The sequence below is a fragment of the Algoriphagus sp. 4150 genome (genome assembly GCF_031457395.1).
Lineage (GTDB): Bacteria > Bacteroidota > Bacteroidia > Cytophagales > Cyclobacteriaceae > Algoriphagus.
Genome location: NZ_JAVDWS010000009.1, coordinates 95,391 through 119,637, shown reverse-complemented (window position 1 = coordinate 119,637; position 24,247 = coordinate 95,391). Strand labels below are relative to the sequence as shown.

16 protein-coding genes and 1 tRNA gene are annotated in these 24,247 nt (G+C 43.0%); 4 read left to right on the top strand and 13 right to left on the bottom strand.

Annotated features, from left to right (window positions below; genetic code table 11):
- Window positions 1-4 precede the first annotated feature (4 nt).
- Both J2X69_RS13200 and J2X69_RS13195 read right to left on the bottom strand, forming a co-directional pair.
- Window positions 5-3,088: a TAT-variant-translocated molybdopterin oxidoreductase gene (locus J2X69_RS13200; RefSeq protein WP_310103962.1), complete on the bottom strand. Its 3,084-nt coding sequence runs from the start codon at window positions 3,086-3,088 to the stop codon at window positions 5-7.
- Window positions 3,089-3,127: 39 nt separating this feature from the next.
- Window positions 3,128-4,384, bottom strand: a complete 1,257-nt coding sequence (locus J2X69_RS13195; protein ID WP_310103960.1) for a c-type cytochrome — start codon at window positions 4,382-4,384, stop codon at window positions 3,128-3,130.
- Between the two features lie 365 nt (window positions 4,385-4,749).
- Between J2X69_RS13195 and J2X69_RS13190 the strand changes: the two genes are divergently transcribed.
- The 3 genes from J2X69_RS13190 to J2X69_RS13180 all read left to right on the top strand — a co-directional run bounded on the left by J2X69_RS13190 (window position 4,750) and on the right by J2X69_RS13180 (window position 7,918).
- A tRNA-Cys gene (locus tag J2X69_RS13190) sits at window positions 4,750-4,820 on the top strand.
- Window positions 4,821-5,206: 386 nt separating this feature from the next.
- A complete protein-coding gene (locus tag J2X69_RS13185) occupies window positions 5,207-5,677 on the top strand; it encodes a 2Fe-2S iron-sulfur cluster-binding protein (protein WP_310103957.1) in 471 nt (156 codons plus the stop codon).
- Between the two features lie 3 nt (window positions 5,678-5,680).
- On the top strand, window positions 5,681-7,918 hold the full coding sequence (locus J2X69_RS13180) for a molybdopterin cofactor-binding domain-containing protein (RefSeq protein ID WP_310103956.1): 2,238 nt from the start codon (window positions 5,681-5,683) through the stop codon (window positions 7,916-7,918).
- Between the two features lie 39 nt (window positions 7,919-7,957).
- On the opposite strand, the gene J2X69_RS13175 is transcribed toward J2X69_RS13180, so the two are convergent.
- The 6 genes from J2X69_RS13175 to J2X69_RS13150 all read right to left on the bottom strand — a co-directional run bounded on the left by J2X69_RS13175 (window position 7,958) and on the right by J2X69_RS13150 (window position 17,835).
- On the bottom strand, window positions 7,958-8,365 hold the full coding sequence (locus J2X69_RS13175; RefSeq protein WP_310103954.1) for a hypothetical protein: 408 nt from the start codon (window positions 8,363-8,365) through the stop codon (window positions 7,958-7,960).
- Between the two features lie 56 nt (window positions 8,366-8,421).
- Complete coding sequence (locus tag J2X69_RS13170; RefSeq protein ID WP_310103952.1) at window positions 8,422-9,687, bottom strand: hypothetical protein; 1,266 nt, start codon at window positions 9,685-9,687, stop codon at window positions 8,422-8,424.
- Window positions 9,688-10,123: 436 nt separating this feature from the next.
- Window positions 10,124-11,893 carry a 30S ribosomal protein S1 gene (gene rpsA / locus J2X69_RS13165; RefSeq protein WP_310103948.1) on the bottom strand — a complete coding sequence of 590 codons (1,770 nt, stop codon included), beginning with the start codon at window positions 11,891-11,893 and terminating at the stop codon, window positions 10,124-10,126.
- Between the two features lie 318 nt (window positions 11,894-12,211).
- Window positions 12,212-14,845, bottom strand: coding sequence for an FtsX-like permease family protein (locus J2X69_RS13160; protein ID WP_310103946.1), 2,634 nt, complete (start codon window positions 14,843-14,845; stop codon window positions 12,212-12,214).
- A 5-nt stretch (window positions 14,846-14,850) separates the two neighbouring features.
- Entirely contained in the window at window positions 14,851-17,487 is a 2,637-nt protein-coding gene (locus J2X69_RS13155; protein WP_310103944.1) for an ABC transporter permease, read from the bottom strand.
- Window positions 17,488-17,490: 3 nt separating this feature from the next.
- Entirely contained in the window at window positions 17,491-17,835 is a 345-nt protein-coding gene (locus J2X69_RS13150) for a helix-turn-helix transcriptional regulator (RefSeq protein ID WP_310103941.1), read from the bottom strand.
- A gap of 520 nt (window positions 17,836-18,355) precedes the next feature.
- On the opposite strand from J2X69_RS13150, the gene azu reads away from it, so the two are divergent.
- Window positions 18,356-18,880 carry an azurin gene (azu, locus tag J2X69_RS13145; protein WP_310103939.1) on the top strand — a complete coding sequence of 175 codons (525 nt, stop codon included), beginning with the start codon at window positions 18,356-18,358 and terminating at the stop codon, window positions 18,878-18,880.
- A gap of 289 nt (window positions 18,881-19,169) precedes the next feature.
- Here the strand turns inward: azu and J2X69_RS13140 are convergent, their stop codons facing one another.
- The 5 genes from J2X69_RS13140 to trpC form a co-directional block, all read right to left on the bottom strand.
- Entirely contained in the window at window positions 19,170-20,189 is a 1,020-nt protein-coding gene (locus J2X69_RS13140; protein WP_310104100.1) for a bifunctional 3-deoxy-7-phosphoheptulonate synthase/chorismate mutase, read from the bottom strand.
- Window positions 20,190-20,250: 61 nt separating this feature from the next.
- Entirely contained in the window at window positions 20,251-21,024 is a 774-nt protein-coding gene (trpA, locus tag J2X69_RS13135; RefSeq protein ID WP_310103936.1) for a tryptophan synthase subunit alpha, read from the bottom strand.
- Between the two features lie 547 nt (window positions 21,025-21,571).
- Window positions 21,572-22,750: a tryptophan synthase subunit beta gene (gene trpB, locus J2X69_RS13130; RefSeq protein WP_310103934.1), complete on the bottom strand. Its 1,179-nt coding sequence runs from the start codon at window positions 22,748-22,750 to the stop codon at window positions 21,572-21,574.
- 46 nt (window positions 22,751-22,796) lie between these two features.
- On the bottom strand, window positions 22,797-23,423 hold the full coding sequence (locus tag J2X69_RS13125) for a phosphoribosylanthranilate isomerase (protein ID WP_310103933.1): 627 nt from the start codon (window positions 23,421-23,423) through the stop codon (window positions 22,797-22,799).
- Window positions 23,420-24,241, bottom strand: coding sequence for an indole-3-glycerol phosphate synthase TrpC (gene trpC / locus J2X69_RS13120; protein ID WP_310103931.1), 822 nt, complete (start codon window positions 24,239-24,241; stop codon window positions 23,420-23,422). The genes J2X69_RS13125 and trpC overlap by 4 nt, the downstream gene beginning before the upstream one ends.
- Window positions 24,242-24,247: the final 6 nt, after the last annotated feature.

Genomic DNA, 24,247 nt, shown 5'->3' with positions numbered 1-24,247 from the left:
TTTATTACGCTTCGTTTTTGTCTTTATTTCTGATTTTTGTGAAGTACCAAATATTTGGGCTCACATTGATCTCTTCCAGTACATGGTAGGCTCTTTCTTCATTCACTTCTTTAGTGGCAGAAGTAGTGTTCTCCTCGATTTTCAGCATTTTAGAAACTCTGCTGTTTGCATCGTTCAAATCACCAAAAACCAATGCATCTGTAGAACAAGCTACCGCACAAGCCACGTTGATTTCTCCATCCTTCACTTTGCGTTTTTCACGCTTAGCTTCAAGCTTACCGGCTTGGATTCTCTGCACACACATAGAGCATTTTTCCATTACCCCACGGGCACGTACGGTTACGTCAGGATTCAATACCATTTTGCCCAAGTCATCGTTCTGAGCGATGTTTACTCCGGCAAAATCTTTATTGTCATGGTATTTGAACCAGTTAAATCGACGCACTTTATACGGACAGTTGTTTGCACAATATCTTGTACCTATACATCTGTTGTAAGTCATTTGGTTAAGCCCCTCAGAAGAGTGGGTAGTAGCAGCCACAGGGCAAACTGTCTCACAGGGAGCATTGTTACACTGCTGGCACATCATAGGCTGGAAGGTCACCTCAGGATTCTGAGCAGCTACTTCCATTCCGCTTAAGTCATCCGCAGGAGCATCTGAAGAATAATAGCGATCTATTCTGATCCATGCCATCTCTCTTCTGTTCAGCACTTCCTGCTTGCCTACTACAGCCACGTTATTTTCTACCTGACAGGCAACAGTACAGGCTCCACAACCGATACAGGAGTTCATATCGATAGCCAATCCCCAGTGATGATTGGAATACTGGTGACCTGACCATAGAGATATTTTAGAAGGCTTTACAAATTCACCGTCTTTATAGATTTTCGGATGATATCGGCCGGCAGATGCATCGACTTTATAGTCCTCCAGTATTGTCTCTTGGATAACGTTCTCACGTCCCATGAAAGTCTGGTGAGTCTGGGTACGGGCAATTTTATACGAATCCCCGGTAGCCTTCACTTCTACACCTGCGGTAATGTCCGCACTCACAAAGCCCTTGGTAACGTCAAGCAAGTTGTAAGCATTCACACCTACACCATTACCTACACGACCGGCTTTGCTTCTTCCATAGCCTACTGCCAGACCAAAAGTACCGTCTGCCTGGCCCGGCTGTATTAGGATAGGTACGATCAAAGACTTTCCGTTTACAGAGATTGATGCTTTGGATGTATTCTCCTCATTCATGGTCACTCCATTTTCAGAAGCCCATTTCTGTGATACAGTAAGGTAATTATCCCAAGTAGCTTTAGTGATAGGATCAGACATCTCCTGTAGCCAAGGGTTATTGGCATATGTACCGTCTCCCAATCCTATCTTCTGGTAAATCACCAATTCAGCTCCTTCACCGGCAGCAGAATAACTTTTGCCAACTGCCGCAGCAGCTGCACTGATATCAGACGCGGTAGCTACCACTTCTTCAGTGATTACAGGAATAGAATAAAAACCATTATATAAAGCCTTGTCCCAGAATTCTTGGAAATTGCCGACTTCAGATTGTCCGGCAAAGAATGGCTGCCAGTTAGACTGTAAGAAATCATAGTAGGTAGATCCGGATCCGGACCATTTCAAGAACGATTCCTGAGCTTGTCTTGTATCAAAAAGTGGGGAAATAGCAGGTTGAGACAAGCTATACTCTCCTACCTGAGGATTGAAATCATTCCAAGATTCCAGGTAGTGATGATCCGGAGCCACATACTGTACTAAAGAAGCTGTTTCATCCATAGTCAAGCTGGTAGCTACAGATACTTTGGCCTTAGCAATATTTTGTCCCAAAGCTTCACCTTGAGGGTGATCATAGACAGGATTACAGTTGTAGAATACCACTCCTCCTACTTTGCCTGCAGCAAGATCCGCAATGAACTGATTCATAGCGAGATCATTACCTTTTTTGTAGTTACTGGTTTTTACCAGATCAATGGTAGTTCCTACACTACCCAAAAGTTCATTGATGGCATTGATCACCACCTGTACATTAGGATCATTGGATCCTGATACTACAAGTGATTTGCCTCTTTGTGCCCAAAGGTCATCAGCAGCTTTCGAAAGGTTTGCTACTTCTACTGCGGGAGCAGATACAGAAGGAGCTCCGGCTTTCTTAGCCAAAAGGTTATACAGTCCTAAAATTGCCAATCCGCTTTGAGACGCTTTGATAGGAGTACGGTAATCAGCATTCGCACCAGTCAGTGACAAATTAGACTCGAACTGATAATGACGTGACATCTCAGCTTTCTCTTTTGTCACTTTTCTTCCTACAACATACTGCTTGCAGAATTCAATCGGAGCGATCCATGTTCCCAAGAAATCAGCACCAAAGCTGACGATAGTCTTCGCCTGATCAAATTTGTACGTTGGCAATACGGCTTTGCCGTAGTAAGTTTCATTTGCCTTGGTAATCCCATAGGCAGAAGAAGTATCGTAAGTCACTACATCCACCCCGCCCAAAGAATCAGAAAGTGCCTGAATGGCTTTTTCTGTAGAAGGAGAAAGTATCGTGTTGGTAACCAATTTAATTGTACCTGCAGCTTGCAATTTTGATGCTACCTCTTTATCCAACGTAGCCCAATCAGACTTTTGACCTGCAACATGCGGTCCTGCCAGCCTTTCTTTGTCATACAATGAAAGAACAGAAGCTTCAACTATTGCACTCGTGCCGCCTTTGGTGACAGGGGAAAGTGTATTTCCATCGACCTTAATTGGTCGGCCTTCGCGGGTTTTCACCACTACAGAAGCATACTCTCCTCCGGAAAAATAACTTGATGCGTAATAATTAGGAATAGATGGGTTGATATCAACCGGCTTATTCACATAAGGGATCATCTTTCTCACAGGAGCTTCACATGCTGCCAAAGAAGCAGCTGCCAAGCTGAATCCCATTACTTTCAGAAAATCTCTTCTGGAAGCACTACCCTCTTCATTGAGTGTAGAAGGAAGCTCAGGGAATTCCCTGTCCGCTTTTTTTACAAACTCTGGATCGTTAGTGAGCTGCTCAAGCCCTTTCCAGTACGTTTTTTTATTTTCCTTCATTTTATGATATAAGAATGAATTTGCGAAAAGAATAATGAATTAATAGTGGCACTTAGCACACTCCAAACCTCCGATGTCTTTTACTTTCAAAGCATCTTTGGAGTCAGAGTGAATCTGAACCAGCTTATCATAATAAGCATTGCCCTGAGTGGTAATTTCCGTCTGTCTGTGACAATCGATACACCATCCCATGGTCAGCGAACTATGCTGTCCGACCACTTCCATCTCTTGGATAGGTCCATGACAAGTTTGACACTCAACCTCACCCACTACCACGTGCTGGGAGTGATTGAAATACGCCAAATCAGGAAGGTTGTGGACTCTAACCCACTCAATAGGCTGATTGTTATCTATTGCATTGTAGATTTTCTGAATTTCCGGAGACACGCCTTCTTTGCCCTGTACATTCTGCACATGCGTATGGCAATTCATACAAATGTTGGCTGAAGGAATATTTGCGGATCTTCCGATCTCCACACCGGTATGACAATACTGACATTCGATCTCTAAAGTACCTGCATGGAGTGCGTGTGAATAAGCTATCGGCTGAGTTGGTGCATAGCCCTGCTGTATACCCACAGAGTAAAGTCCATCCAGCGCTGTTTTAGCCACCAATGCAACAACAAGCGCCGTTACGATGACGATAAACATGTCACTTTTAAATACTTTCCCCAGGTTAACTTTCTGATTGACAAACTCTTTGTCATCCTCATCAAGATCCTGCTTAGTAAGATATTTGGTCAAAACTGAGATAATCAACCCCAATACCACCAAAATCAACAGAAGAACGACTACCAGTACTCCCAAAATAATAGTAAGATACTCGCTTGGAATACCTCCGCCTGCCGAAGCCTCTCCATCGGTTGTCCCCCCGCCTGCTGAAGCAGTAGGATCAGCAGAATCACCATACTCTATATAAGCAAGGAGATTGTCCAGATCCGCGTCAGACAAAAATTCATGGGAGGGCATCTGAAGGTTATACTCCTTGTAAAGCTTGTTGTAATAGTCATTCCCAGATGCGATTACAGCCGAAGAGTTCTTGATGAAGTCCTTCACTATACCAGCCGGCTGCCTAACGGTTGCTCCTCTCACAGCTGGACCGGTAAACTTCTGATCTAACTTATGGCATGTTTTACAATTAGTATTAAACAGAGCCTTACCTGCTGCTACTGCTTCATCGCTACTATCAACTGACGGATCTGCAGCAAAAGCCTGCGTCCCGATCAGCATGAAAAACAGCACTGCCAGTGTGTGGAAATTCAATCGAACCCCTACTAACGAGCGTTTGGATAACATATTATAGCTAATTAAATAGTTTATGCGGTTTATTATAACCCCTGCAAAGGTACTACCCGAAGCCAATTTTTCAAACTTGTCTTGATGGACGGCACTTGATAGACGTAGCCTCTGTTTGATTTTATACCAACCTGTATTACAGCTGATTAAGAAGGAATAAAGCTTCAAAAATCAATTTAGAATCTTTATAAATAGAATGTATTTTGCAACCTTTTAAAACCTACGTTGAATTCCCACGGCGCAAGGCACAGAATTCTTAAATTTAAATTAACGCAGCTGCCATTTTGCTGATAAAGATTTAAATTAATTAGGTGCTTTATTGCAGGGAAAAAGATAATAACTACATTTGCATTCCAATTCTGATTGGTCGAGTGGCCGAGTGGCTAGGCAGAGGTCTGCAAAACCTTCTACAGCGGTTCGAATCCGCTCTCGACCTCATTTAAATTAATAAAAGCATCCGCCTTGGTGGATGCTTTTTTAGTTTTTGAAATAAATTCCACTGCAAAACCTTTACAGGGTTAGAACCTACCTTTGTCGGTAGGCAGATCCGCTCTCGACCTCACCAATGCATCCGCCACGGCGAATGCTTTTTTTTGCCCACCCCATTCTTCTCTTCCTGTCCAAAACCTTCTGCAAAGGCTAAAACCTGCCTTTGACTAGACAACAAAGAAAATAGGAGATCGGCTCCATTTCGGAGAACCGGATAACTTTTTATCCGTTTGCTTTTTGCAAGCAAAACAACCTGGACCACTTAATTCTTCCTTTCCTTCATTGCAATTCAGGCAGACATTCCTTAGTTTAAAATCCAAACCACTGATTATCATGCCTCAAAGTATCACATTAAAAGTAAATGGAAAGTCCAAAACTATTTCCGCAGACCCAAATGAACCTCTCCTTTACGTTTTAAGGAATGATTTCGATTTGAAAGGAGCAAAATATGGCTGTGGCCTCCAGCAATGTGGCGCATGTATGGTATTAGCTGACTCCAAAGCAGAGCCTACATGCCTAAGACCGTGTGTGAGTTTTGAAAATATGGAAATCACCACCCTCGAAGGATTGCAACAGAACGGCAAGCTACATGCTGTACAACAGGCTTTCATAGATGTGCAGGCGGCTCAATGTGGCTATTGTGTCAATGGCATGATCATATCCGCAGTGGCCCTATTAGAAAACACCCCCAATCCTAGCGACCAAGAAATCCGTACAGCACTGAATCCTGTAATCTGTCGCTGTGGCACTCATTCCAGATTTATCCAAGCTGTAAAACTGGCTTCTGAAACCTCAAATGCCTAATCCATGGAAGATATGCAGAGTCTCAATTCCAGCCGCCGTTCATTTCTCAAAACTACCGGGCATCTTCTAGTCGGATTTAATCTCTTACCACTCACTTTTTGCCAAACTAAGGGAGCCCCGAATGAGATCCTACCCTATGAAGGAGTCCCTTTCCGCCCAATTACCGATAGTAAGTTAATTGATTCATGGATTAAACTTGATGCAGAAGGATACTTGACTGTACTCTCGGGAAAGCAGGAACTTGGACAGGGAATAAAAACCGCCTTGATACAAATCGCAGCGGAAGAGTTGGATATACATCCGGATCGCTGTCACATTATTAATTCAGATACGGGTCAAACAGCTAATGAGGGGTTTACCGCCGGGAGTAATTCAGTGGAAGGAAGCGGAAGCTCCATACGTCAGGCAGCTGCGGAAGCCAGACAATATTTATTGAAGCTGGCGGGACAAAAATGGAATGTAAGCCCTAGCTCACTTCAAGTGGAAAATGGAAACATCAAGTCCCCTTCCGGAGAAGAAATAAGCTACTGGAAACTATTGGAAGGAAAATTCATTGAGAAAAAAATCACAGGAGAAGTTAGTCCAAAAAACCCAAAAGATTACAAGTACGTGGGGCAACCCTTGAAGCGGGATGATATCCGGAAAATGGTAAATGGCGAGTCTTACTTTGTGCATGACCTACAAATGCCCGGAATGCTTCATGCCCGGGTGCTTCACCCTCCTTCTTACCTGAGTCAGTTACAGTCCGTGGATTTGACTGAAGTAGAATCTATGCCGGGTGTGCTGAAAGTGATTAGAAATGGGAGTTTTTTGGCAGTAGTAGCTACCAGGGAATATCAAGCTATAAAAGCATGGGAGAAATTAAAATCATTAGCTGATTGGGAGACGGTTCCCATTGAAATCCTGCCAGGTCAACTTCTAGCTTCATTGAAAAGTACATCTGGAAAGCCCGAGGAAGTAGAAGTGTCTCCCGGCATAGCGGACACCATCTCAAATGCCTCCATTAATCATCAGGCGGAGTACTTCCGTCCCTACCACATGCATGCATCGATGGGGCCTTCCTGTGCGCTGGCGATTTGGGAAGAGGAGAAGCTGACAGTTTGGACTGCAACTCAGGGTGTTTACCCTTTACGCAGCACCTTATCCGATCTTTTTGCTATAGATGAGGATAAAATCCGCTGCATCGGCGTGCCAGGCTCCGGTTGCTATGGACACAACGGTGCAGATGATGTATCCGGGGAGGCAGCTTTGATCGCAAAAGAAATACCCGGAAAGCATGTTCGCCTACAATGGATGCGGGAAGACGAACACAAATGGGAACCTTACGGAACCGCAATGGCATTTCAGCTTTCTGCAGGAATTGATTCCAAAGGCAAACTTCTTGCATGGGACAGTATTCTCTGGTCGGACTCACATAGCACACGCCCAAATGGACGGGCGGCGAGTTTCATCTCCGCTAGAAAGCTGGATCCTCCTTTCGAATTTAGAAAAGGAGGCTTTTCCGCCGGTTCCTACAGAAATGGAATCCCGGAATATAGCTTACAAGCCAAGCAGCTCCATCTCTACACTTTTGACGGTCCACTCAGAACATCCTCGCTTAGAGGATTGGGAGCATATGCAAATACTTTTGCAATGGAATCATTTCTGGATGAATTGATTCACAAATCAGGGAATGATCCAATTGATTTCCGCATTAAAAATCTAGAAGATCCACGAGCTAAGGCTGTTTTGGAAGAACTAGCCGAGAAGACCAATTGGAAATCAAAAAGCAAAGGTGCGAATACAGGATTGGGAGTTGCCTATGCTAGATACAAGAATTCCACATCCTATTTTGCAGTATTGGCAGAAGTGGAGATCGACAAAGAAAACAAGGATTACAAACTCAAAAAACTCACTGGTGTGATTGATTCCGGGCTAACCATCAATCCGGATGGGCTAAAAAATCAAACGGAAGGAGGCATGATCCAATCGGCCAGCTGGACCATGATGGAGGAAGTCAATTATGATAAAAATGGAATAACCGGTACGGATTGGGCATCCTATCCTATTATGAGGATGATGGATGTTCCGGAATTGGAAGTTCACATTATCAATAGACCGGAGACAAAACCTATGGGCGCTGGTGAAGCTGCCATGGGACCGGTTGCCGCAGCTATAGCCAATGCAGTATTTGATGCCACAGGTAGCCGGATCAGGAATTTGCCGATTAAACCGGAAAAGATAGATTGGGAAAAGGTCTAGTCTTCCAAGTTCTTCATATTATCGATTTCGGATCAAAAACTACTCAATTCTTTTAAAAATAAAAGCACACCCTTCTATGCACACGGAAGGCGTACGTGGAGAAAAAACCAAATCTCCGTTTTCTCTCTTCATAAAATATGTCCGCTCAGGCACCTCTTCTTCACAGTCAAAAAGCACTGCAATAACATGGTCTGTTATTTCGTACTCACCTTCATTACACTCGAAAAACTTAACTGAACGAAGATTTCCATTAGGGAGAAAAGTAATAGTCTTGCCTGTAGGCTCATAAGCTGTTCTGTAATCTTCAGCCCCCGTGCTCCCTTGATACTGATAGAGCTCCCACTTGCCTACCAATCCTTCGGAAGTTAGCTCAAAAGGCACATCCTCTTCTTTATCACAAGAAGTGAAAAAAAGTACTGCAATCATTCCAATCCAAAAATGTCTCATAGTTGATCAGTTTATACAACCACATGACGAAAACAGATTTAAGAATGATACAATCTTCAATTTCCCAATAAAGACGATACGTCAATCCTTATCAATCCGGTACTTCCCTGCGCGCCCTGGACATTCACATACAAGTTGTTGTCATCCCAACTTAATCCGGCAATTCCACTATTGATCCGCTCACTTTCTTTCAAATCGGTTACTTGGACCAACTGCCCAGAAGTAAGATTCTTGATCCAAACTTGGGCTACTCCTGAACGATCAGACACAAACGCTAAAAGATCCGAGTCTTCTCTGGAGAAAGATGGGTTGCTATCGTTCCACTCGGACACCTCTAAGTTTCTCAAAGCAGAGGGGCTTCCCGGGTCAATACCCACTAAATCGTAAGAAAACCCGGGTATTGTTTCCTTTGGAAAAGTCAGGCTATACGCTAAGGTGTTTTCCTCTGCCGAATAGTTCATTCCCAACAGTGGGATTTGGACATTTTCCATGATTTCTTCTTGCCTTATCAATCTCAAGGTATCTTTTCTCAATTCAAACTGAACAATCCCGGAATCGCCTTCCCCCAAACTATCCAAAAAATAAAGCATTGTAGTGTCTGCTGCTCCAAACACAGGGAAATAACTCTGAAATGAATTGCTTACATATTCTTTCACATTACCGGAAGCGACATTATATTCTTTAGTACTGGATGAATTTTCACTTCCGCTTACAAAAAGCAAAGCCTCCCCGCTTGCCGACCAAGATGGGTATTTGCCGTTTTCCGCAATCAAACTATGGGCCTTACTTTTTAGATCATATAGGAAAACTTGTTGGGGTTTCGCTGTTGATCCTGCTTCTGAGACTGAATAGGCTATGGTCTGCCCATTGGGTGAAACTTGCGGATTTGTAATGTATTCAAACTGTTGTTTCCCAAAAATCACCTCATGTGCAGGAAGTTCATTGGGGACGACCATCACCCGATTTGTTTTATTGCTGACATTGGCCCTTTTGGCAATCACATGGAACTCTTGCTTCACGCCGGGCTCCAGTCCTTCCACCAAGAATGACATCTCCCCAGCCTGAGTTTCGGCTAATTTATAGTTGGTAGTGGTTGTCAATGACTTCGTCCAGATTTCATAATAAGTCGCCGGAACAAAAGAAGGACAAGATCCCGTGCAAATCTGCTCTGAAGTCCAAGTTAGGAGCACCTTATCCGCTCCCATTAATTTAGATGTAAGTATAGGCGTCTCCAGCGTGCTTCCCCCGGGAATAGGATCATCGAAATTGTTGCAGGATGAAAAAATCAGAATTGACAACAAGAGTAAGGCAATATTCTTCATAAGATCGAAATTAATGATAAAAATAGTTTAGCCAAGACGAAAGCAACCGCTTATTTGCTACAAAGCAGCAAGACTTCACAAATCAACCTGTATTATCAGAAAATCCAGCTTCTGGAGAAGCAGGATAACAAATAGCGGCTGCGTCCTCTGCGAGACCCTGGTGATCTCTGCAATAAAAAATCTTCCAAACGTTCCTACGGAACGAAACCAACTATCGCTAATCTTTGACTACCAACCAGTCGTTCCACTGGAACGAAAATGTATCAAAAACCAGTCAATCAGGGATAAAGTACAAATCCAGCTTCTGGAGAAGCAGGATAACAAATAGCAGCTGCGTCCTCTGCGAGACCTTCGTGTCCTCAGTGGTTAAAAAATAAAAAACGCCGACTTCTCAGCCGGCGTTTTCAATATCAAATTTCAAATTTCTAATCTGAAATTATTTCTTTCCTTCCATTTGCTCTTTCAGTTGAGTCAAAGCGTCCAAGTCACCAAGGGTTGACTTCTCAGCTGGAGCAGAAGTAGTAGAAGCAGAACCCGATTCAGTTTTCTTCTTCACTTCTTTCTTCGCAGGCTTGGCTTCTTCTCTGAACATTGCAGTGTGAGAAAGAACAATTCTCTTATCATCTTTAGAGAATTCGGTTACTTTGAAGTCCAAAGACTCGCCAACCTCTACTTGAGATCCGTCTTCTTTCTCTAAGTTTTTCACAGTAGCAAACCCTTCAAGACCGTATGGCAATTCAAGAACTGCACCTTTGTCATTTTTAGAGTTTACAGTACACTTGTGAACTGATCCGATAGGGAATACAGATTCGAATGTATCCCAAGGATTCTCTTCCAATTGCTTGTGACCAAGAGCCAATCTTCTGTTGTCCACATCAAGTTCCAACACAGCTACTTCCAGCTCGTCACCAACTTTCACAAACTCAGATGGATGCTTGATTTTCTTAGTCCAAGAAAGGTCAGAAACGTGAACCAAACCGTCAATACCTTCTTCCAGTTCAAGGAATAGGCCAAAGTTAGTCAAGTTTCTTACCACACCTTTGTGCTTAGAACCTACAGCGTACTTCGTACCCATGTCGTTCTTAGTCCAAGGATCTTCAGTCAATTGCTTGATACCAAGAGACATTTTTCTGTCATCCTTGTCAAGAGTCAATACTACAGCTTCGATTTCGTCACCTACTTTCACGAAGTCAGCAGGGTTTCTCAAATGCTGAGACCAGCTCATTTCAGACACGTGGATCAAACCTTCTACACCCGGAGCAAGCTCAAGGAACGCACCGTAGTCTGCTACGTTTACGATCTTACCTTTCACTCTAGATCCGATTTCAAGGCTAGACGCCAAAGAATCCCAAGGATGGGCAGTAAGCTGCTTCATACCCAAAGAAATTCTCTTCTTATCATCATCAAAGTCAAGAACCACAATCTGAACTTTCTGATCAAGTTGCAATACTTCTTCCGGATGATTGATACGTCCCCAAGAGATATCTGTAATGTGAAGAAGACCATCTACACCACCTAGATCGATGAATACACCGAAGTTGGTCATGTTCTTGATCACACCTTCCAATACCTGGCCTTTCTCAAGGTTGTTTAGAATCTCAGCTTTTTGCTTCTCAAGATCTTTCTCGATCAACACTTTGTGAGATACTACTACGTTATCATTTGCGTGGTTGATTTTCACCACTTTTACTTCCATTTTCTTACCTACATAGATATCGAAATCTCTGATAGGCTTCACGTCGATCTGAGAACCCGGCAAGAATGCTTCTACACCGTAGATATCTACGATCAAACCACCTTTAGTTCTTCTTTTCACCAAACCTTCGATCACGTTGTCATGCTCAAGGGCATCTTCGATGTCCTGCCATGCACGTACGATCTTAGCTTTTTTACGGGAAAGGATCAACTGACCAAGTGCGTTCTCTTGCTCCTCGATGAATACTTCTACCGTATCGCCTGGCTTGATAGACTCAAGATCTCTGAATTCAGAAAGAGGAACCAATCCATCAGATTTGAAGCCGATGTTGATGATTACGTCCTTGTCATTCACACCTACTACAGTGCCTTTGATTACTTCTTTCTCAGTGATCTCGCCTAATGTACCTTCGTACATAGCAGCCATCTGCTCACGCTGTTCTTTGGAATAACCTTCTCCAAAACCTTTGGTCTCGAAGCTGTCCCAGTTAAAATCTTCTTTGTTAGACATAATAGTACAAACCCTGATTAGCAATAGTCTTCGGGTCAGCAGACTATCGTTTTTAGTTGTAAATCAGCGCATTAAGCAAGCAAAATACACCCCATTCACCCGAACGGACTGCAAAGGTAGGAAATTATTGACAAATGGGGAATTTTAGGAAAATATTTGGATGGGAACATGGAAGTATCGCGACATAGACTGGACTCCCGGAGAGAATAAAGTCCCTCCACAAGGCTCCTAACTTTTCATGCCGACTTCAAGCACATCACAAGATTCATCGACACTGCTCAGATCATCCGATAGCCAACTGTCAAAAATGAGCCACGCTTAATCCGACCTGAGGTTCTTCACAGGATTGGCCATGGCTGCCTTAATGGACTGATAACTCACCGTGACAAGAGTGATTATCAGCAAAGCAAGGGTAGTGACAGCAAATATTGTCCATGAAACTTCAATGCGGTAATCATACTGCTGCAACCATTGATTCGTATAATAGTAGGCAATAGGGCATGCTATGATCGAGGATAGTACCACTAAGGACACAAAATCATTCGACAGCATCTTCCATACACTGAACTCAGATGCGCCTAGCACTTTTCGGATTCCAATCTCTTTTGTACGCTGGCTCGCAGCAAAAGAAGCCAAACCAAATATGCCAATGCAACTGATAAAAATTGCCAATCCGGAAAATACACCCGCAAGCTTGCCAATGCGTTCTTCTGAATCAAACAACTTGGCATAATCTTCATCCTGAAACTTATAGTCAAAAGATGTGTCTGGATCATATTTTTCAAAAACCCGTTCAATGCTCGCCAGTGCATCCTTCACCCTTACGCCGGGTTTCATTCGGATTGTATAAAAACCATATCCTCCGTAATCAATAAAATAGAGGTGAGGGGATTGCTTTGCAAATGGAGCCCATCTGATCTGGTCTTTAATCACCCCGATAATTTCTCTATTGTACCGGTTTTCACCCTCGCCCCAAGTAAGCTTCATTCCAACAACATCCGCAATATCAGCGTTTGGGGAGAATAGTTTTGCGGCCATTTCATTGACAATCACAGAAGAAGAATCCGTGACGTGATCACGGGAAAAATCCCTACCCGCAACAAACTGAAACCCATTAGTACTTGAAAAATCATGGCTACCACGATTCAAGGCTACTATCTGTTGGGTGGTCGGGTCCTTTCCCGGCCATGTCAGCGAGGCATCAGCACTCATATTACCTGTAATCGGAAAGTCCGACTTGCCCATATTTACCACAACTCCCGTGGCCAATAAATCCTGACGGAGTGAATTGTAATCGGCCTTTGCCAACTCTTCTGTTTTAACGGGTAATTGTATAATCCCCTCCAAATCAAACCCTACAGGCCTTTCCTTAGCGTATTGAATTTGTTGAAAGACAACCCACGTGCCGATGATTAACGCCGTAGAAATGGTAAATTGGAATATGACCAACGCCCTGCGGGGAATGGCCGCATACCGACCCATTTTAAATGTCCCTTTTAAAACCTTCACCGGGTTGAACGAAGATAAATAAAGAGCAGGATAACTTCCTGCCATCAGACCCGTGAGCACAATAAATCCCAGTGAGATGCCAATGAAGTAAAAGTTAGACCAGGGGATTTGAAGCTTTGTATCACTTAATAAATTAAATCCGGGCAGAAATAAAACAACCAACCCTATAGCAAATACATAAGCGATAAATACAATCATCAAAGACTCGCTCATAAACTGACCGATCAATTGATTTCGGACCGAACCCATTACTTTACGGATCCCTACTTCCTTACTTCTCTTTTCACTTCGTGCTGTGCTTAGGTTCATGAAGTTGATACAGGCTAAAGCAAGTATGAAAGCCCCAACTATACCCAACATCCAGACGTATTTAATTTTGCCCCCAATATTTTTTCCATCCTTAAAATCACCATACAGATTCCATTTCTCCATCGGATGTAAAATGGCTTCCGGCTTAAGAGACTTAATTACCTCCGGAGCTTTTTCAAACACTATATTCTTCACTTTCTTTTCTGCCTCTGCCCAAGTCGTATTATTGTTCAGTAGCACAAAGCACCCGGACTCCAAGAACTCCCAACTGGTTCTTTGATCACGCGTTTCCCCATTCAATCCAAAATAGTAATCAATAGAAACCACCATTTCTATTTCCCCAAACTTTGAAAATTCAGGAAAATCTTCGAACACACCGGTCACCGTTAACATGTCCCTATTGTCAAACTTTACCGATTTACCCAGAGCATTGCCATCAAATAATGTAGACGCCAAAGATCTAGAAAGCATGATTGAAGTAGGATCTTTCAAACCATCCGTTGAACCCTGCACCATGGAAAGGGAAAACAAATCAGGAAATGATGCGTCAGCAAAATAAGAAGACCTTGAAAATGTATTTTCATCAACAGCCACTCTGTTTTCATTGGGGCCAATGACCATAACAATTTCATCAAATTCAGAAAAGTTGTTTTTCAATTCCTCGCCAAGAACATAAGGTGCACCCTCGTATGAAATAATTTCACCACCAAAATCAAGATTGTGATAGAGCATTGCAATCCTCGAATAATTTGCAAAAGTCTTGTTGTAGCTTAATTCATTGAATGCCCAAATCCCAATTAGCACCGCTGCTGCCATCCCCATTGCCAATCCACCTACATTGATTAGCGAAAAAGCTTTATCACGTAGCAGATTCCTCCACCCTATTTTGAAATAACTCTTGTACATACTGTAAGTGTTTAGATTTTGATAGGGCCTTCTTGGTCTGATAATCCCCGGGCGAAAAAGCAGCAGCACATCGAGGATAAATTTCCAATCTGCCTTTCGCTTGCCCGATTCCTTTACTCTTCTGCCATATACTTCCATCAGATCTCCTTCGATATAATCCAGCATTCTTGGATGGCAAAACCAGCGGAAGAAGTGAAGGAATAACTTGGGAGGTGAGGGCTTATTCATATGAATTACTCTGATTTCAAACTGTTCACAGGATTGGACATGGCTGTCCTTAATGAATGCGACACCACTATAACTAATGTCATCAGGAAGACAATCCCAAAAGGCAACGCAATCATCCACCAAGATAAAGTGATGTGAAAGGCAAAATTCTCTAACCAACTTGAGGCAAACCAATAGGCCAACGGTGCTCCCAAGCTTACTGCCAATATCATCAGCAATACATATTCGCGAGAAATCAAGGCAAGGATGTTAAATACTGAGGCTCCCAGTACTTTTCTAACCCCTATTTCCTTGCTTCGCTTGGATACGCTGAGCGAGACCAATCCAAACACGCCGGTAAGAACAAGTATCAGCATAAGTACGGTAGCCATTGAAGAACCTTTTTTCAGTTGAAGCTCTGTTGTGTATAACATTTGCAGACGCTCATCGGCAAATGCATATGAGAAAGGATCATTCGGAAACACCTGTTTCCACAACTTTTCAAGTTCCTGAACACTTTCCAGAAGATCCCCATTTTCCAATTTGAAAGAGAAGTATCGGAATGCCCCAAAATCACGGTTATGCATAAAAGCCACCGGTTTTACACTTGTGTGTAGCGATTCGAAATTAAAATCATCCACAATACCCGTAACAGTATATTCAACGTCCCCGAAATTTTGAATCCCCACTTTATCCCCCACATGCAAACTCATGGCTTTCTGCGCCGCTTTGTTGATGACAATAGTATTTGGGATCCTAGCCGCTTCATTAGCCGACAGGAACCTTCCATCTATCATTTCAATTTCAAATACATTCAGATAATCCCCGTCAACTGAGCTGATCGCTGTTCTTATGCCTTCATCAGGCGATTTACCAAGCGGGTAAATTTTAGCATCTACCGGGCTAAGTCCAAAGCCGGGAGCACCCCACGATAGCGATGCAGACTGAACTCTATATGATCGCAAGAATTCCTGCTTGGCGGATTCCATTTTTTGGAAGCCTTCTTCAGAAAAAATCCGGGGTACGGAATCCACAACAAGCACCCGGGATTTGTTATACCCCAAGTCCTTTTCAAGAAAAAAGGAAATCTGTTGTGACAAAACAACAGCTGATATGAAAATAAAAATGGTGACAGCAAACTGGATAACAATAAGACTTCTCGAAAATCGAATGGTCCCTTTTACGGATTCCAACTTCCCTTTCAACGACTCAATTGGCTTGGTCAGTGACAAGTAAAACGATGGATATAAACCGGCCAAAATACCAATGAGCAAAACTCCTGCTGATATCATCCCCCATAGAAAAAGAGGAAAGTTCGCCAAAGACAGCAATGGAGAACCCAGTACATCTCCAAAGTAGCCATGTGACAATTGATAAAAAAGTAATGCTCCAATGCCTGATATCACGCTTAATATAGTTGATTCACATAGAAACTGAATAACCACCTGCTGCTTCATACCGCCCAGGGCTTTGCGCACTCCCACTTCTCTCAAGCGAGAAATCGAACTGGCAATAGAGATGTTGACAAAATTCACGATAGCGAGCAACAAAATAAAAAATGCCACAATGGCCAGGGAAACAACCAACTTCTGCACCGACCCGCTATTTGCCTTCAGGTAAAAGTCCTGGAGAGGATTGAGTTCAATGCTCCTTCGCTCAGCCACCAGTGGTGCATGATCTTTCAAAAGTGTGTGGATAGCGGAATGCGCTTCTTGTCGAGAAGCTCCTTTTGTGAGTTTCAGATAAGATATAATATCAGTTGACCAATTATCGATATCCACCTGATTAAAGAAATCCCTGATATTTTCAAATGAAAGGAAAACTTGAGCATCCATCATCATAAAATCGGAAACCGAGTTCTTCTTTTGCAGATCAGCAATGACAGCTGTGATCTGAAACTCCTTTAATCCGTTCTGTTCGGTAGAAACAAGCAATGTCTCTCCCTCCACATCTGCTTTGCCAAAATAAAGGCTGGCAATTTTTTCCGTAATGACTATCGAGTTCGGGGCCGTCAAAGCAGTTTGGGCATCTCCATGGAGGACTGTGAAACCAAAGAGTGGTAAAAAAGAAGTATCGCCTATCATGCTTTGGACACGAAAGTGTTTGTCCTCTTTGGAAATCGTAATATTCCGATCGTAGAAGCGATAGTATTCATCAAATAATGTTGGATACTTCTCTACAGCCTGCTCTACCAAAGGAGCCGGCGAGTACCATTCAAAATTCTCATGACCGGCGCGATACCTGCTCTCCAATAGATACAGTTGGTCTACGTCTTTTAAATCCTGGTTGACTTGAACTTCTCCATATATAAAGACTGAGATCAACAGGGCAAAAGTCACCCCTATCGTCAATCCAAATACATGAATGGCTGAGTACATCTTATTTCGGATGATCACCCGGTATGCAATCTTAAAATAGCTTTTATACATACTGTAAGTGTTTAGATTTTGATAGGGTCTCCTTGGTCTGATAATCCCCGGGCGAAAAAGCAGCAGCACATCGAGGATAAATTTCCAGTCTGCCTTTCGCTTGCCCGATTCTTTTACTCTTCTACCATATACTTCCATCAGATCTCCCTCGACGTAGTCCAACATTCTTGGGTGGCAGTACCATCGGAAGAAATTCAGAAATAACTTAGGCGGGGAATTCTTAGCTTTAGCCATAGCTTAACTTCCTGCTAAACTTGACTGCCAAATTGCTTTCGGAATGGCATTCCATAAACCATCTCTTGTCTCCTTGGCGTGCAAAATGGCTTTTTTGCCCAGTGCTGTGATCTCAAAATATCTTCTCGGCCTACCTGCCCGCTCCTCGGTTGCCTCACCGGCATAGGATTTCAGATATCCTTTGTCCTCCATCCTATTCAAAGCCGTATGCAAGGCCCCCATGCTGACTGTTCGGGTAAGCCTTGACTCGATCTCATCTTTGATCGCGACACTGTAAGCCAAATTATTCAGAATGCCCACGGTGAGGATTACGATCTCTTCAAACTCTCCCAGTTGAAAATCTTTCATAGCAAACAATATATTATCTAAATGTAGGAATAATAGTCATGCCACTTCTGAAACGGCATTCAATTGCAATTAAGAGCTAATTTGTAAAAAACACGATGTTCGTGAATGGGCAAAAACGGGCGGTAGCGGACTATTTGAAAAATTACTAGAACAAATGATGCCATTTAATGAGAACTCACGTTTCATAATTGGCTTATCTTCTATCGATTGATGATGGAAGCTAATCACAAGACCTCAGGGATTAATTTCTCCATTTTGACCAACAGCTTCATCCGTCAATCTTGCCTAACCAAAAACCAAAACTTAGGACTTGGTTGTGAATTTTAATTTTTCGACTTAATTTAGACCGATTTTAAATAGCTCAAGTATTGTAAAGCGCTCCTCTTTTCTTTCCCCAAGCTATCAGCGATCAAGGAGAAGTAAAATACCAACTTAGCATAATCAATCTTGGGACAAAAAAATCTAACAAACTAATCATTAAACACTTAAGAATAAATAACAATCAAAAGAATAGCAAACCATGAAAAAGTTAATGATTGCAGCGGTTACCGGACTTGTTTTGTCAAGTTGCGGCGGTGAAAAAAAGACAGAAAGCACTGAACAAAGTACCCCAACACAGCAGGAAGCCACGCAGCCTGAAAACGCTGTTGAGGAACCGGTAGCTGCTCCTACTTCACAAGAAACTCTCAGTCTGGAGTCCAACGACCAGATGCGCTTCGACAAGGCAGAACTTAGAGTCAAAGCAGGCTCGGAAGTAACCTTGACTCTGACGCACGTCGGTGCGATGGGCAAGGAAGTAATGGGACATAATTTTGTCCTACTGAAAGAAGGCACATCTATTGAAACTTTTGCTGCCCAAGCTGCCCGCGCCAAAGACACTGACTATATTCCTTCCGGTGATGTGGTATTAGCGCACACCAAGCTCATCGGTGGCGGTGAAAGCGATACGATCACATTTATAGCTCCGGCCAAAGGAACCTATGAATTCATTTGTAGCTTCCCGGGACACTATGGCCTGATGAAAGGCGAATTTATCGTAGAGTAAGGGGAAAGGCAGTCAGAGAAATCGCCTTTAAAAATCCAATTGGTAAAAAGAGATTTCCCTGAATAGGAATTCCCAATTGTAATATTCCTCCTTTTAATTCAATAGGAAAGATATAGTAAAAATGCCAATGTGCAGGAGCTGTCCCCGGACAGCTCTTTTACTTTTAAATACTATCCCATAAAAAACTTTAACCACTGGATTCTTTTACTGTTATAACTAATCTGTGCTCCCCGTGGTAAAAAACTTTACAGAAAAAAAACCAGCGTTACCGCTGGCTTTGTCAATTCCCTCACAACAATTCAAATCCCTTTCGCATCGCAAAACTCTCTCTGATCCAGCTTGCCAATCGCGCACTTTGGGCAAAATCTAGGGTCTGTTGCCCATCGGAATAAGCTTTTTCCGGAACTTCATGTGATTCGTAAATAATCCCATCGGCTCCGGACATCACTCCGGCAAGTGCCATCTGCGGCACGTAAGCCCGAATACCGATTCCATGCGATGGATCCACTATCACCGGCAGGTGGGATTTAGCTTTCAGAATCGGAATAGCATTCAAATCCAAGGTATTTCTGGAAGCTCTTTCATACGTACGGATTCCTCTTTCGCAGAGAATCAACTTTTCATTACCTCCCGAGAACACATACTCTGCAGACTGTAAAAGCTCCTCAAGTGTACCTGAAATCCCCCGTTTGATCATCACTGCTTTGTCCACTTTCCCCAGCTCATCCAGCAGATTGAAGTTTTGGGAATTTCTGGCTCCCACCTGATAAATATCCACATAAGGATACATTTCTTCGATCTGCGAAGTCTGCATTACTTCGGTCACAATCTTGATTCCTGCCTCGCTGGCGATATCGTGCCACAGTTTCAATCCCTCCAGTCCCAATCCCCGGAAAGCATAAGGGCTGCTTCTTGGTTTGAACACCCCACCTCGCATCATCTTAATATCATTCTCCACACAGTGGGCCACTACTGCACGGATCTGCTCTTCGGATTCGATAGAACAAGGCCCGGTGATGACTGCCATCTCCCCTTCCTTGATAAATACCCCATCTCCCAAATCAACGGAAGTTGGCTTGGCTTTCCATTTTTTTGATACCAATTTATATTCATCGGATACGATGTGGATGTCGATTATCCCATCCATCTGTCCGATTTGGCGGATATCAAATTCTTTTTTGCCGATCCCGATCAGATAGTCACCGAGTTGGGTTTTCACCTCAGTGGTTTTATAGCCAATGCCATTGACTTTTTGGATCAAATTCTCTTTTTGACTGTCGGAAATATCGGGTTGAAGCTGAATGATCATATTTTTGTTGTGTTGGAAATTAAGCTTTTCCAAAGTTTTGAACTTTGGAAAAGTTTCACTTTTACTTAATCACTGATTGAAGGTATTCCTGAATATCTTCCTTCAGCTTATTTGAATTTTTCAAGGTCTTGATAAAGGCAGAACCTATAATGGCTCCATTGCTATAATCCGAAGCAGTGGTGAAAGTCTCCGCATCTGAAATCCCAAAACCAATCAATCTGGGATTTTTCAAATTCATCGCTTTTACACGCTCGAAATAAGAAATCTGCTCATCACTAATTCCGGATTTTGCTCCTGTGATGCTGTGTGAAGAAACCATGTAAATAAATCCGCTGGTATTTTCATCGATTTCCCGAATACGCTTTTCCGAAGTCTGCGGAGAAATCAAAAATGTGTTTACCAAACCATATTGCTCAAAAAGCACCTTATACTCATCCAAATACTGCTGCATAGGAAGGTCCGGCAGAATGAGTCCATCCACTCCTACCTCCTGGCATTTTTGGCAAAAAGCCTCCATGCCATACTGCATAATCGGATTGAGATAGCCCATCATCACCACCGGAATATGAATTTTTGCACGAAAGTCGTCAAGTTGCTCAAAGATTTTCTTTAGTGATATTCCATTTTCCAAAGCGACCATATTGCTATCCTGGATAGTCGGTCCATCGGCTACAGGGTCAGAATAGGGAATGCCGATTTCTATGATATCTGCCCCACTGGCTTGTATAGCCTCCATGATTTCCATGGTGCTTTCCAGTTCCGGGAAACCCGCTGTGAAATAGATGGAGAGCACACGGGAGCCCTTTTCTTTAAATAGTTTATGTATTCGGTTCATTGGAATTTACGATTTATGATATTGGAATTACGAGACCCTCTTTATGGTTGATCCTCATCCCAATCCCCATTTCAAATATACTTTAGTTCAACCCCTTCAGGGTTGATATGCTATTAGTTTATACTTTCCCCATGGGTTTCACCCATGGTTATTGAAAGGTTCAACCCCTTCAGGGTTGATGTGAATAAGATCATACTTAATATTTACAGGTTCCGATAGTTATCACGGACACCCATGTTAATTAGGATTCTATCTCCGCCATGGCGGGCAAGCACTTCAGTATTGGTCCCTATTACTAGGATGCCTCCACTTCATTATTCAAAATTCGACGTTCTTCATTCGAAATTAATCCTTCAGAGGGATTGATCTCTACAAATAAGACTGAGGTTCAGTTTGATCCCGTAAATCAAGAATCATCAGATGCCTCCACTTCATTATTCGACTTTCGATATTCTTCATTCGAAATTAATCCTCCATAAAGCTTGATCTCTACAAATAAGATTGAGGTTCAGTTTGATCTCGTAAATCAAAAATCATCAATCGTAAATCAATATTTCCCCCATTTAATATAAGTATCCAGATCCTTGTCTCCTCTTCCCGAAAGATTCACCACGATCACATCATCTTTGGAATACTCGATCATATTCAAAGCATACAGCGCATGGGCGGATTCTATTGCCGGAATTATCCCCTCCAATTTGCTCAACTCAATTCCCGCTGCCATAGCATCTTTATCTTCCACTGCCACAAACTCCCCTCTTCCCACATCAAACAAATGCGCATGAACAGGCCCGATTCCCGGATAATCCAATCCTGCGGAGATCGAGTGTGGCTCAACTACCTGCCCATCTTCAGTTTGCATCAAAATCGTCTTCGATCCATGCAAAATCCCGGGAGTCCCAAGCACTGTTGTCGCTGCTGATTTCCCTGAAGAAATCCCCAGCCCTGCTGCTTCTGCAGCTACCAAGCGAACTTCAGGTTTATTGTAGTAGTGATAAAAAGCACCTGCTGCATTTGACCCGCCGCCCACACAGGCTATGACGATATCAGGATTCTCCCTGCCTTCTTTTTCCTTTAGCTGCCATTTGATCTCCTCCGAAATCACGGACTGAAACCTCGCCACCATCTCAGGATATGGGTGTGGTCCTACCACCGAGCCGATGATGTAATGCGTATCTACCGGATTATTGATCCAAGCACGCATGGCTTCATTAGTCGCGTCTTTGAGCGTCTTGGAACCTGAAGTTGCCGGAACTACAGTAGCTCCCAAAATCTTCATGCGCTCCACGTTCGGGTGCTGGCGCGCAATGTCCACTTCTCCCATATAGACCGTACATTCCATGCCCATAAGTGCGCAGACTGTCGCCGTTGCCACTCCATGTTGTCCTGCTCCTGTCTCCGCAATAATCCGCTTTTTCCCGAGCTTCTTCGCCAAGATGATCTGACCTATGGTATTGTTCACCTTATGAGCCCCTGTATGGCAGAGATCCTCGCGCTTAAGGTAGATTTTGGTACCGTACTTTTCAGAAAGGCGGGAAGCAAAATAGAGAGGAGTTGGACGACCTACATAATCTTTCAGCAAATGCCTGAATTCATCCTGAAACTCCTTAGAAGCCATAATTGACTCGTAATTCTCTTTCAGCTCTTCGATATTCGGATGCAGCATTTCGGGAATGTAAGCTCCTCCGAACTTGCCATAAAAACCCTTTTCATCTACTTTGATCATATTTCTGTAGTTGATAGTGTTTAGTCTATGGACCATGGACTAAACACTATGGTCTAATTTTCTTTTTAAAACTCTTTAGTCTTTCAATATTCTTTAGTCCAGGTGTGTCTTCAAATTTTGAATTTAAATCCAAACCTATGAGTTGAGGCATTCGCTCAGCAAGTGACAAAACCTCATCAGTGCTTTCCACATCCAGCCCTCCGCTCAAAAGAAAACCTTTTTGGAATGGATATGTCTCCAGCGTCTCCCAATTGAATTTCTTCCCCGATCCTCCGTGCGAGGCCGTGGCAGTATCAAAGAGAAAGTACTCCACCAAATCCTCGTAATCCCTTAAGGCCTCCCACTCGATACGCTCTCCTACCAGGATGACTTTCCAAATCTTCTTGTCCGTTTCCAATTTCAGCTTCCGCACATATTCCGGGCTTTCGTTGCCATGAAGCTGAACTACTGACAACTTAAATTCATCGATTTTGGATAAAACAAACTCAATTGATTCATTCACAAAAACCCCAACTTTTGGCACTTCTGCCACCTGAATTTCCAAGGCAAAATCTTCAGAAACGTATCTTGAGGATTTGGAATAGAATATCAGCCCCATCCAATCAGGTTTAACCTCCCTGATCAGCTCATTGATATTTGCCGGTTCCCGCATCCCGCAGACTTTGATCTTCATTTAACGCCCACTTCAGTTTCCATGGATAGAAGTTTTTTAAACTCTTTCATGAAATTATATGCAGCCTGCTCGGGACGGCTGGATTTCATGAAATTCTCTCCGATCAAGAATCCGTCGAACCCGACTCTTCTCAGGGTAATCAATGTAGAAGGATCAGAAATCCCGCTCTCTGAAATCTTCAGAAAATTATTTGGAATCTTATCTACCAAGTCTAATGAGGTTTGCAAAGACACATCGAAAGTCTTCAAGTTCCTATTGTTCACTCCCACCAGATCCAAGTCATCGCAAAGACTCCTTTCCAATTCCTCTCCATCGTGTACTTCCATCAAAATTTCCAGGCCAAGGCTTTTGGCAAATGCCGCCAGTTCCTTCAGTCTAGCCGGTCCCAACGCTGCCGCAATCAGCAGAATACAGTCAGCTCCAATAGATTTGGCTTCGAGAATCTGGTATTCATCCACTACAAAATCCTTCCGAAGAATCGGACAGAAATTAAATTTTCTGGCTTCCTTGAGATCAGCATTGCTGCCGCCGAAGAAATCAGTGTCTGTCAAAATCGACAGTGCCGAAGCTCCCGCCTGCATATACCCTATGCTTACCCCCTCCACGGAAGCAGATCCATTGATCAGTCCTTTGGAAGGTGACTTTCTTTTGAATTCAGAGATAATCCCTGATTTCTGGGGATCAGTCACATACTTCTTCATCGACACTACTTTTCCATCGAAAAAGATGCTTTGCTCCAAAAGTTTCACCGGCACCATACTGCGTCTCTCGGCTACTTCTACGTGCTTTCTGGCAATTATTTTATCTAGAATATTCATGTGTTT

Bases quoted from the DNA above. Each gene is read 5' to 3' on its own strand.
- J2X69_RS13180 (WP_310103956.1), top strand. From the start codon at position 5,681: ATGGAAGATATGCAGAGTCTCAATTCCAGCCGCCGTTCATTTCTCAAA.
- J2X69_RS13170 (WP_310103952.1), bottom strand. From the start codon at position 9,687: ATGAAGAATATTGCCTTACTCTTGTTGTCAATTCTGATTTTTTCATCC.
- J2X69_RS13160 (WP_310103946.1), bottom strand. From the start codon at position 14,845: ATGAATAAGCCCTCACCTCCCAAGTTATTCCTTCACTTCTTCCGCTGG.
- J2X69_RS13125 (WP_310103933.1), bottom strand. From the start codon at position 23,423: ATGAAGATCAAAGTCTGCGGGATGCGGGAACCGGCAAATATCAATGAG.
- trpB (WP_310103934.1), bottom strand. From the start codon at position 22,750: ATGATCAAAGTAGATGAAAAGGGTTTTTATGGCAAGTTCGGAGGAGCT.
- trpC (WP_310103931.1), bottom strand. From the start codon at position 24,241: ATGAATATTCTAGATAAAATAATTGCCAGAAAGCACGTAGAAGTAGCC.
- J2X69_RS13150 (WP_310103941.1), bottom strand. From the start codon at position 17,835: ATGAAAGATTTTCAACTGGGAGAGTTTGAAGAGATCGTAATCCTCACC.
- rpsA (WP_310103948.1), bottom strand. From the start codon at position 11,893: ATGTCTAACAAAGAAGATTTTAACTGGGACAGCTTCGAGACCAAAGGT.
- J2X69_RS13175 (WP_310103954.1), bottom strand. From the start codon at position 8,365: ATGAGACATTTTTGGATTGGAATGATTGCAGTACTTTTTTTCACTTCT.
- azu (WP_310103939.1), top strand. From the start codon at position 18,356: ATGAAAAAGTTAATGATTGCAGCGGTTACCGGACTTGTTTTGTCAAGT.
- J2X69_RS13185 (WP_310103957.1), top strand. From the start codon at position 5,207: ATGCCTCAAAGTATCACATTAAAAGTAAATGGAAAGTCCAAAACTATT.
- J2X69_RS13140 (WP_310104100.1), bottom strand. From the start codon at position 20,189: ATGATCATTCAGCTTCAACCCGATATTTCCGACAGTCAAAAAGAGAAT.
- J2X69_RS13195 (WP_310103960.1), bottom strand. From the start codon at position 4,384: ATGTTATCCAAACGCTCGTTAGTAGGGGTTCGATTGAATTTCCACACA.
- J2X69_RS13200 (WP_310103962.1), bottom strand. From the start codon at position 3,088: ATGAAGGAAAATAAAAAAACGTACTGGAAAGGGCTTGAGCAGCTCACT.
- trpA (WP_310103936.1), bottom strand. From the start codon at position 21,024: ATGAACCGAATACATAAACTATTTAAAGAAAAGGGCTCCCGTGTGCTC.
- J2X69_RS13155 (WP_310103944.1), bottom strand. From the start codon at position 17,487: ATGGCTAAAGCTAAGAATTCCCCGCCTAAGTTATTTCTGAATTTCTTC.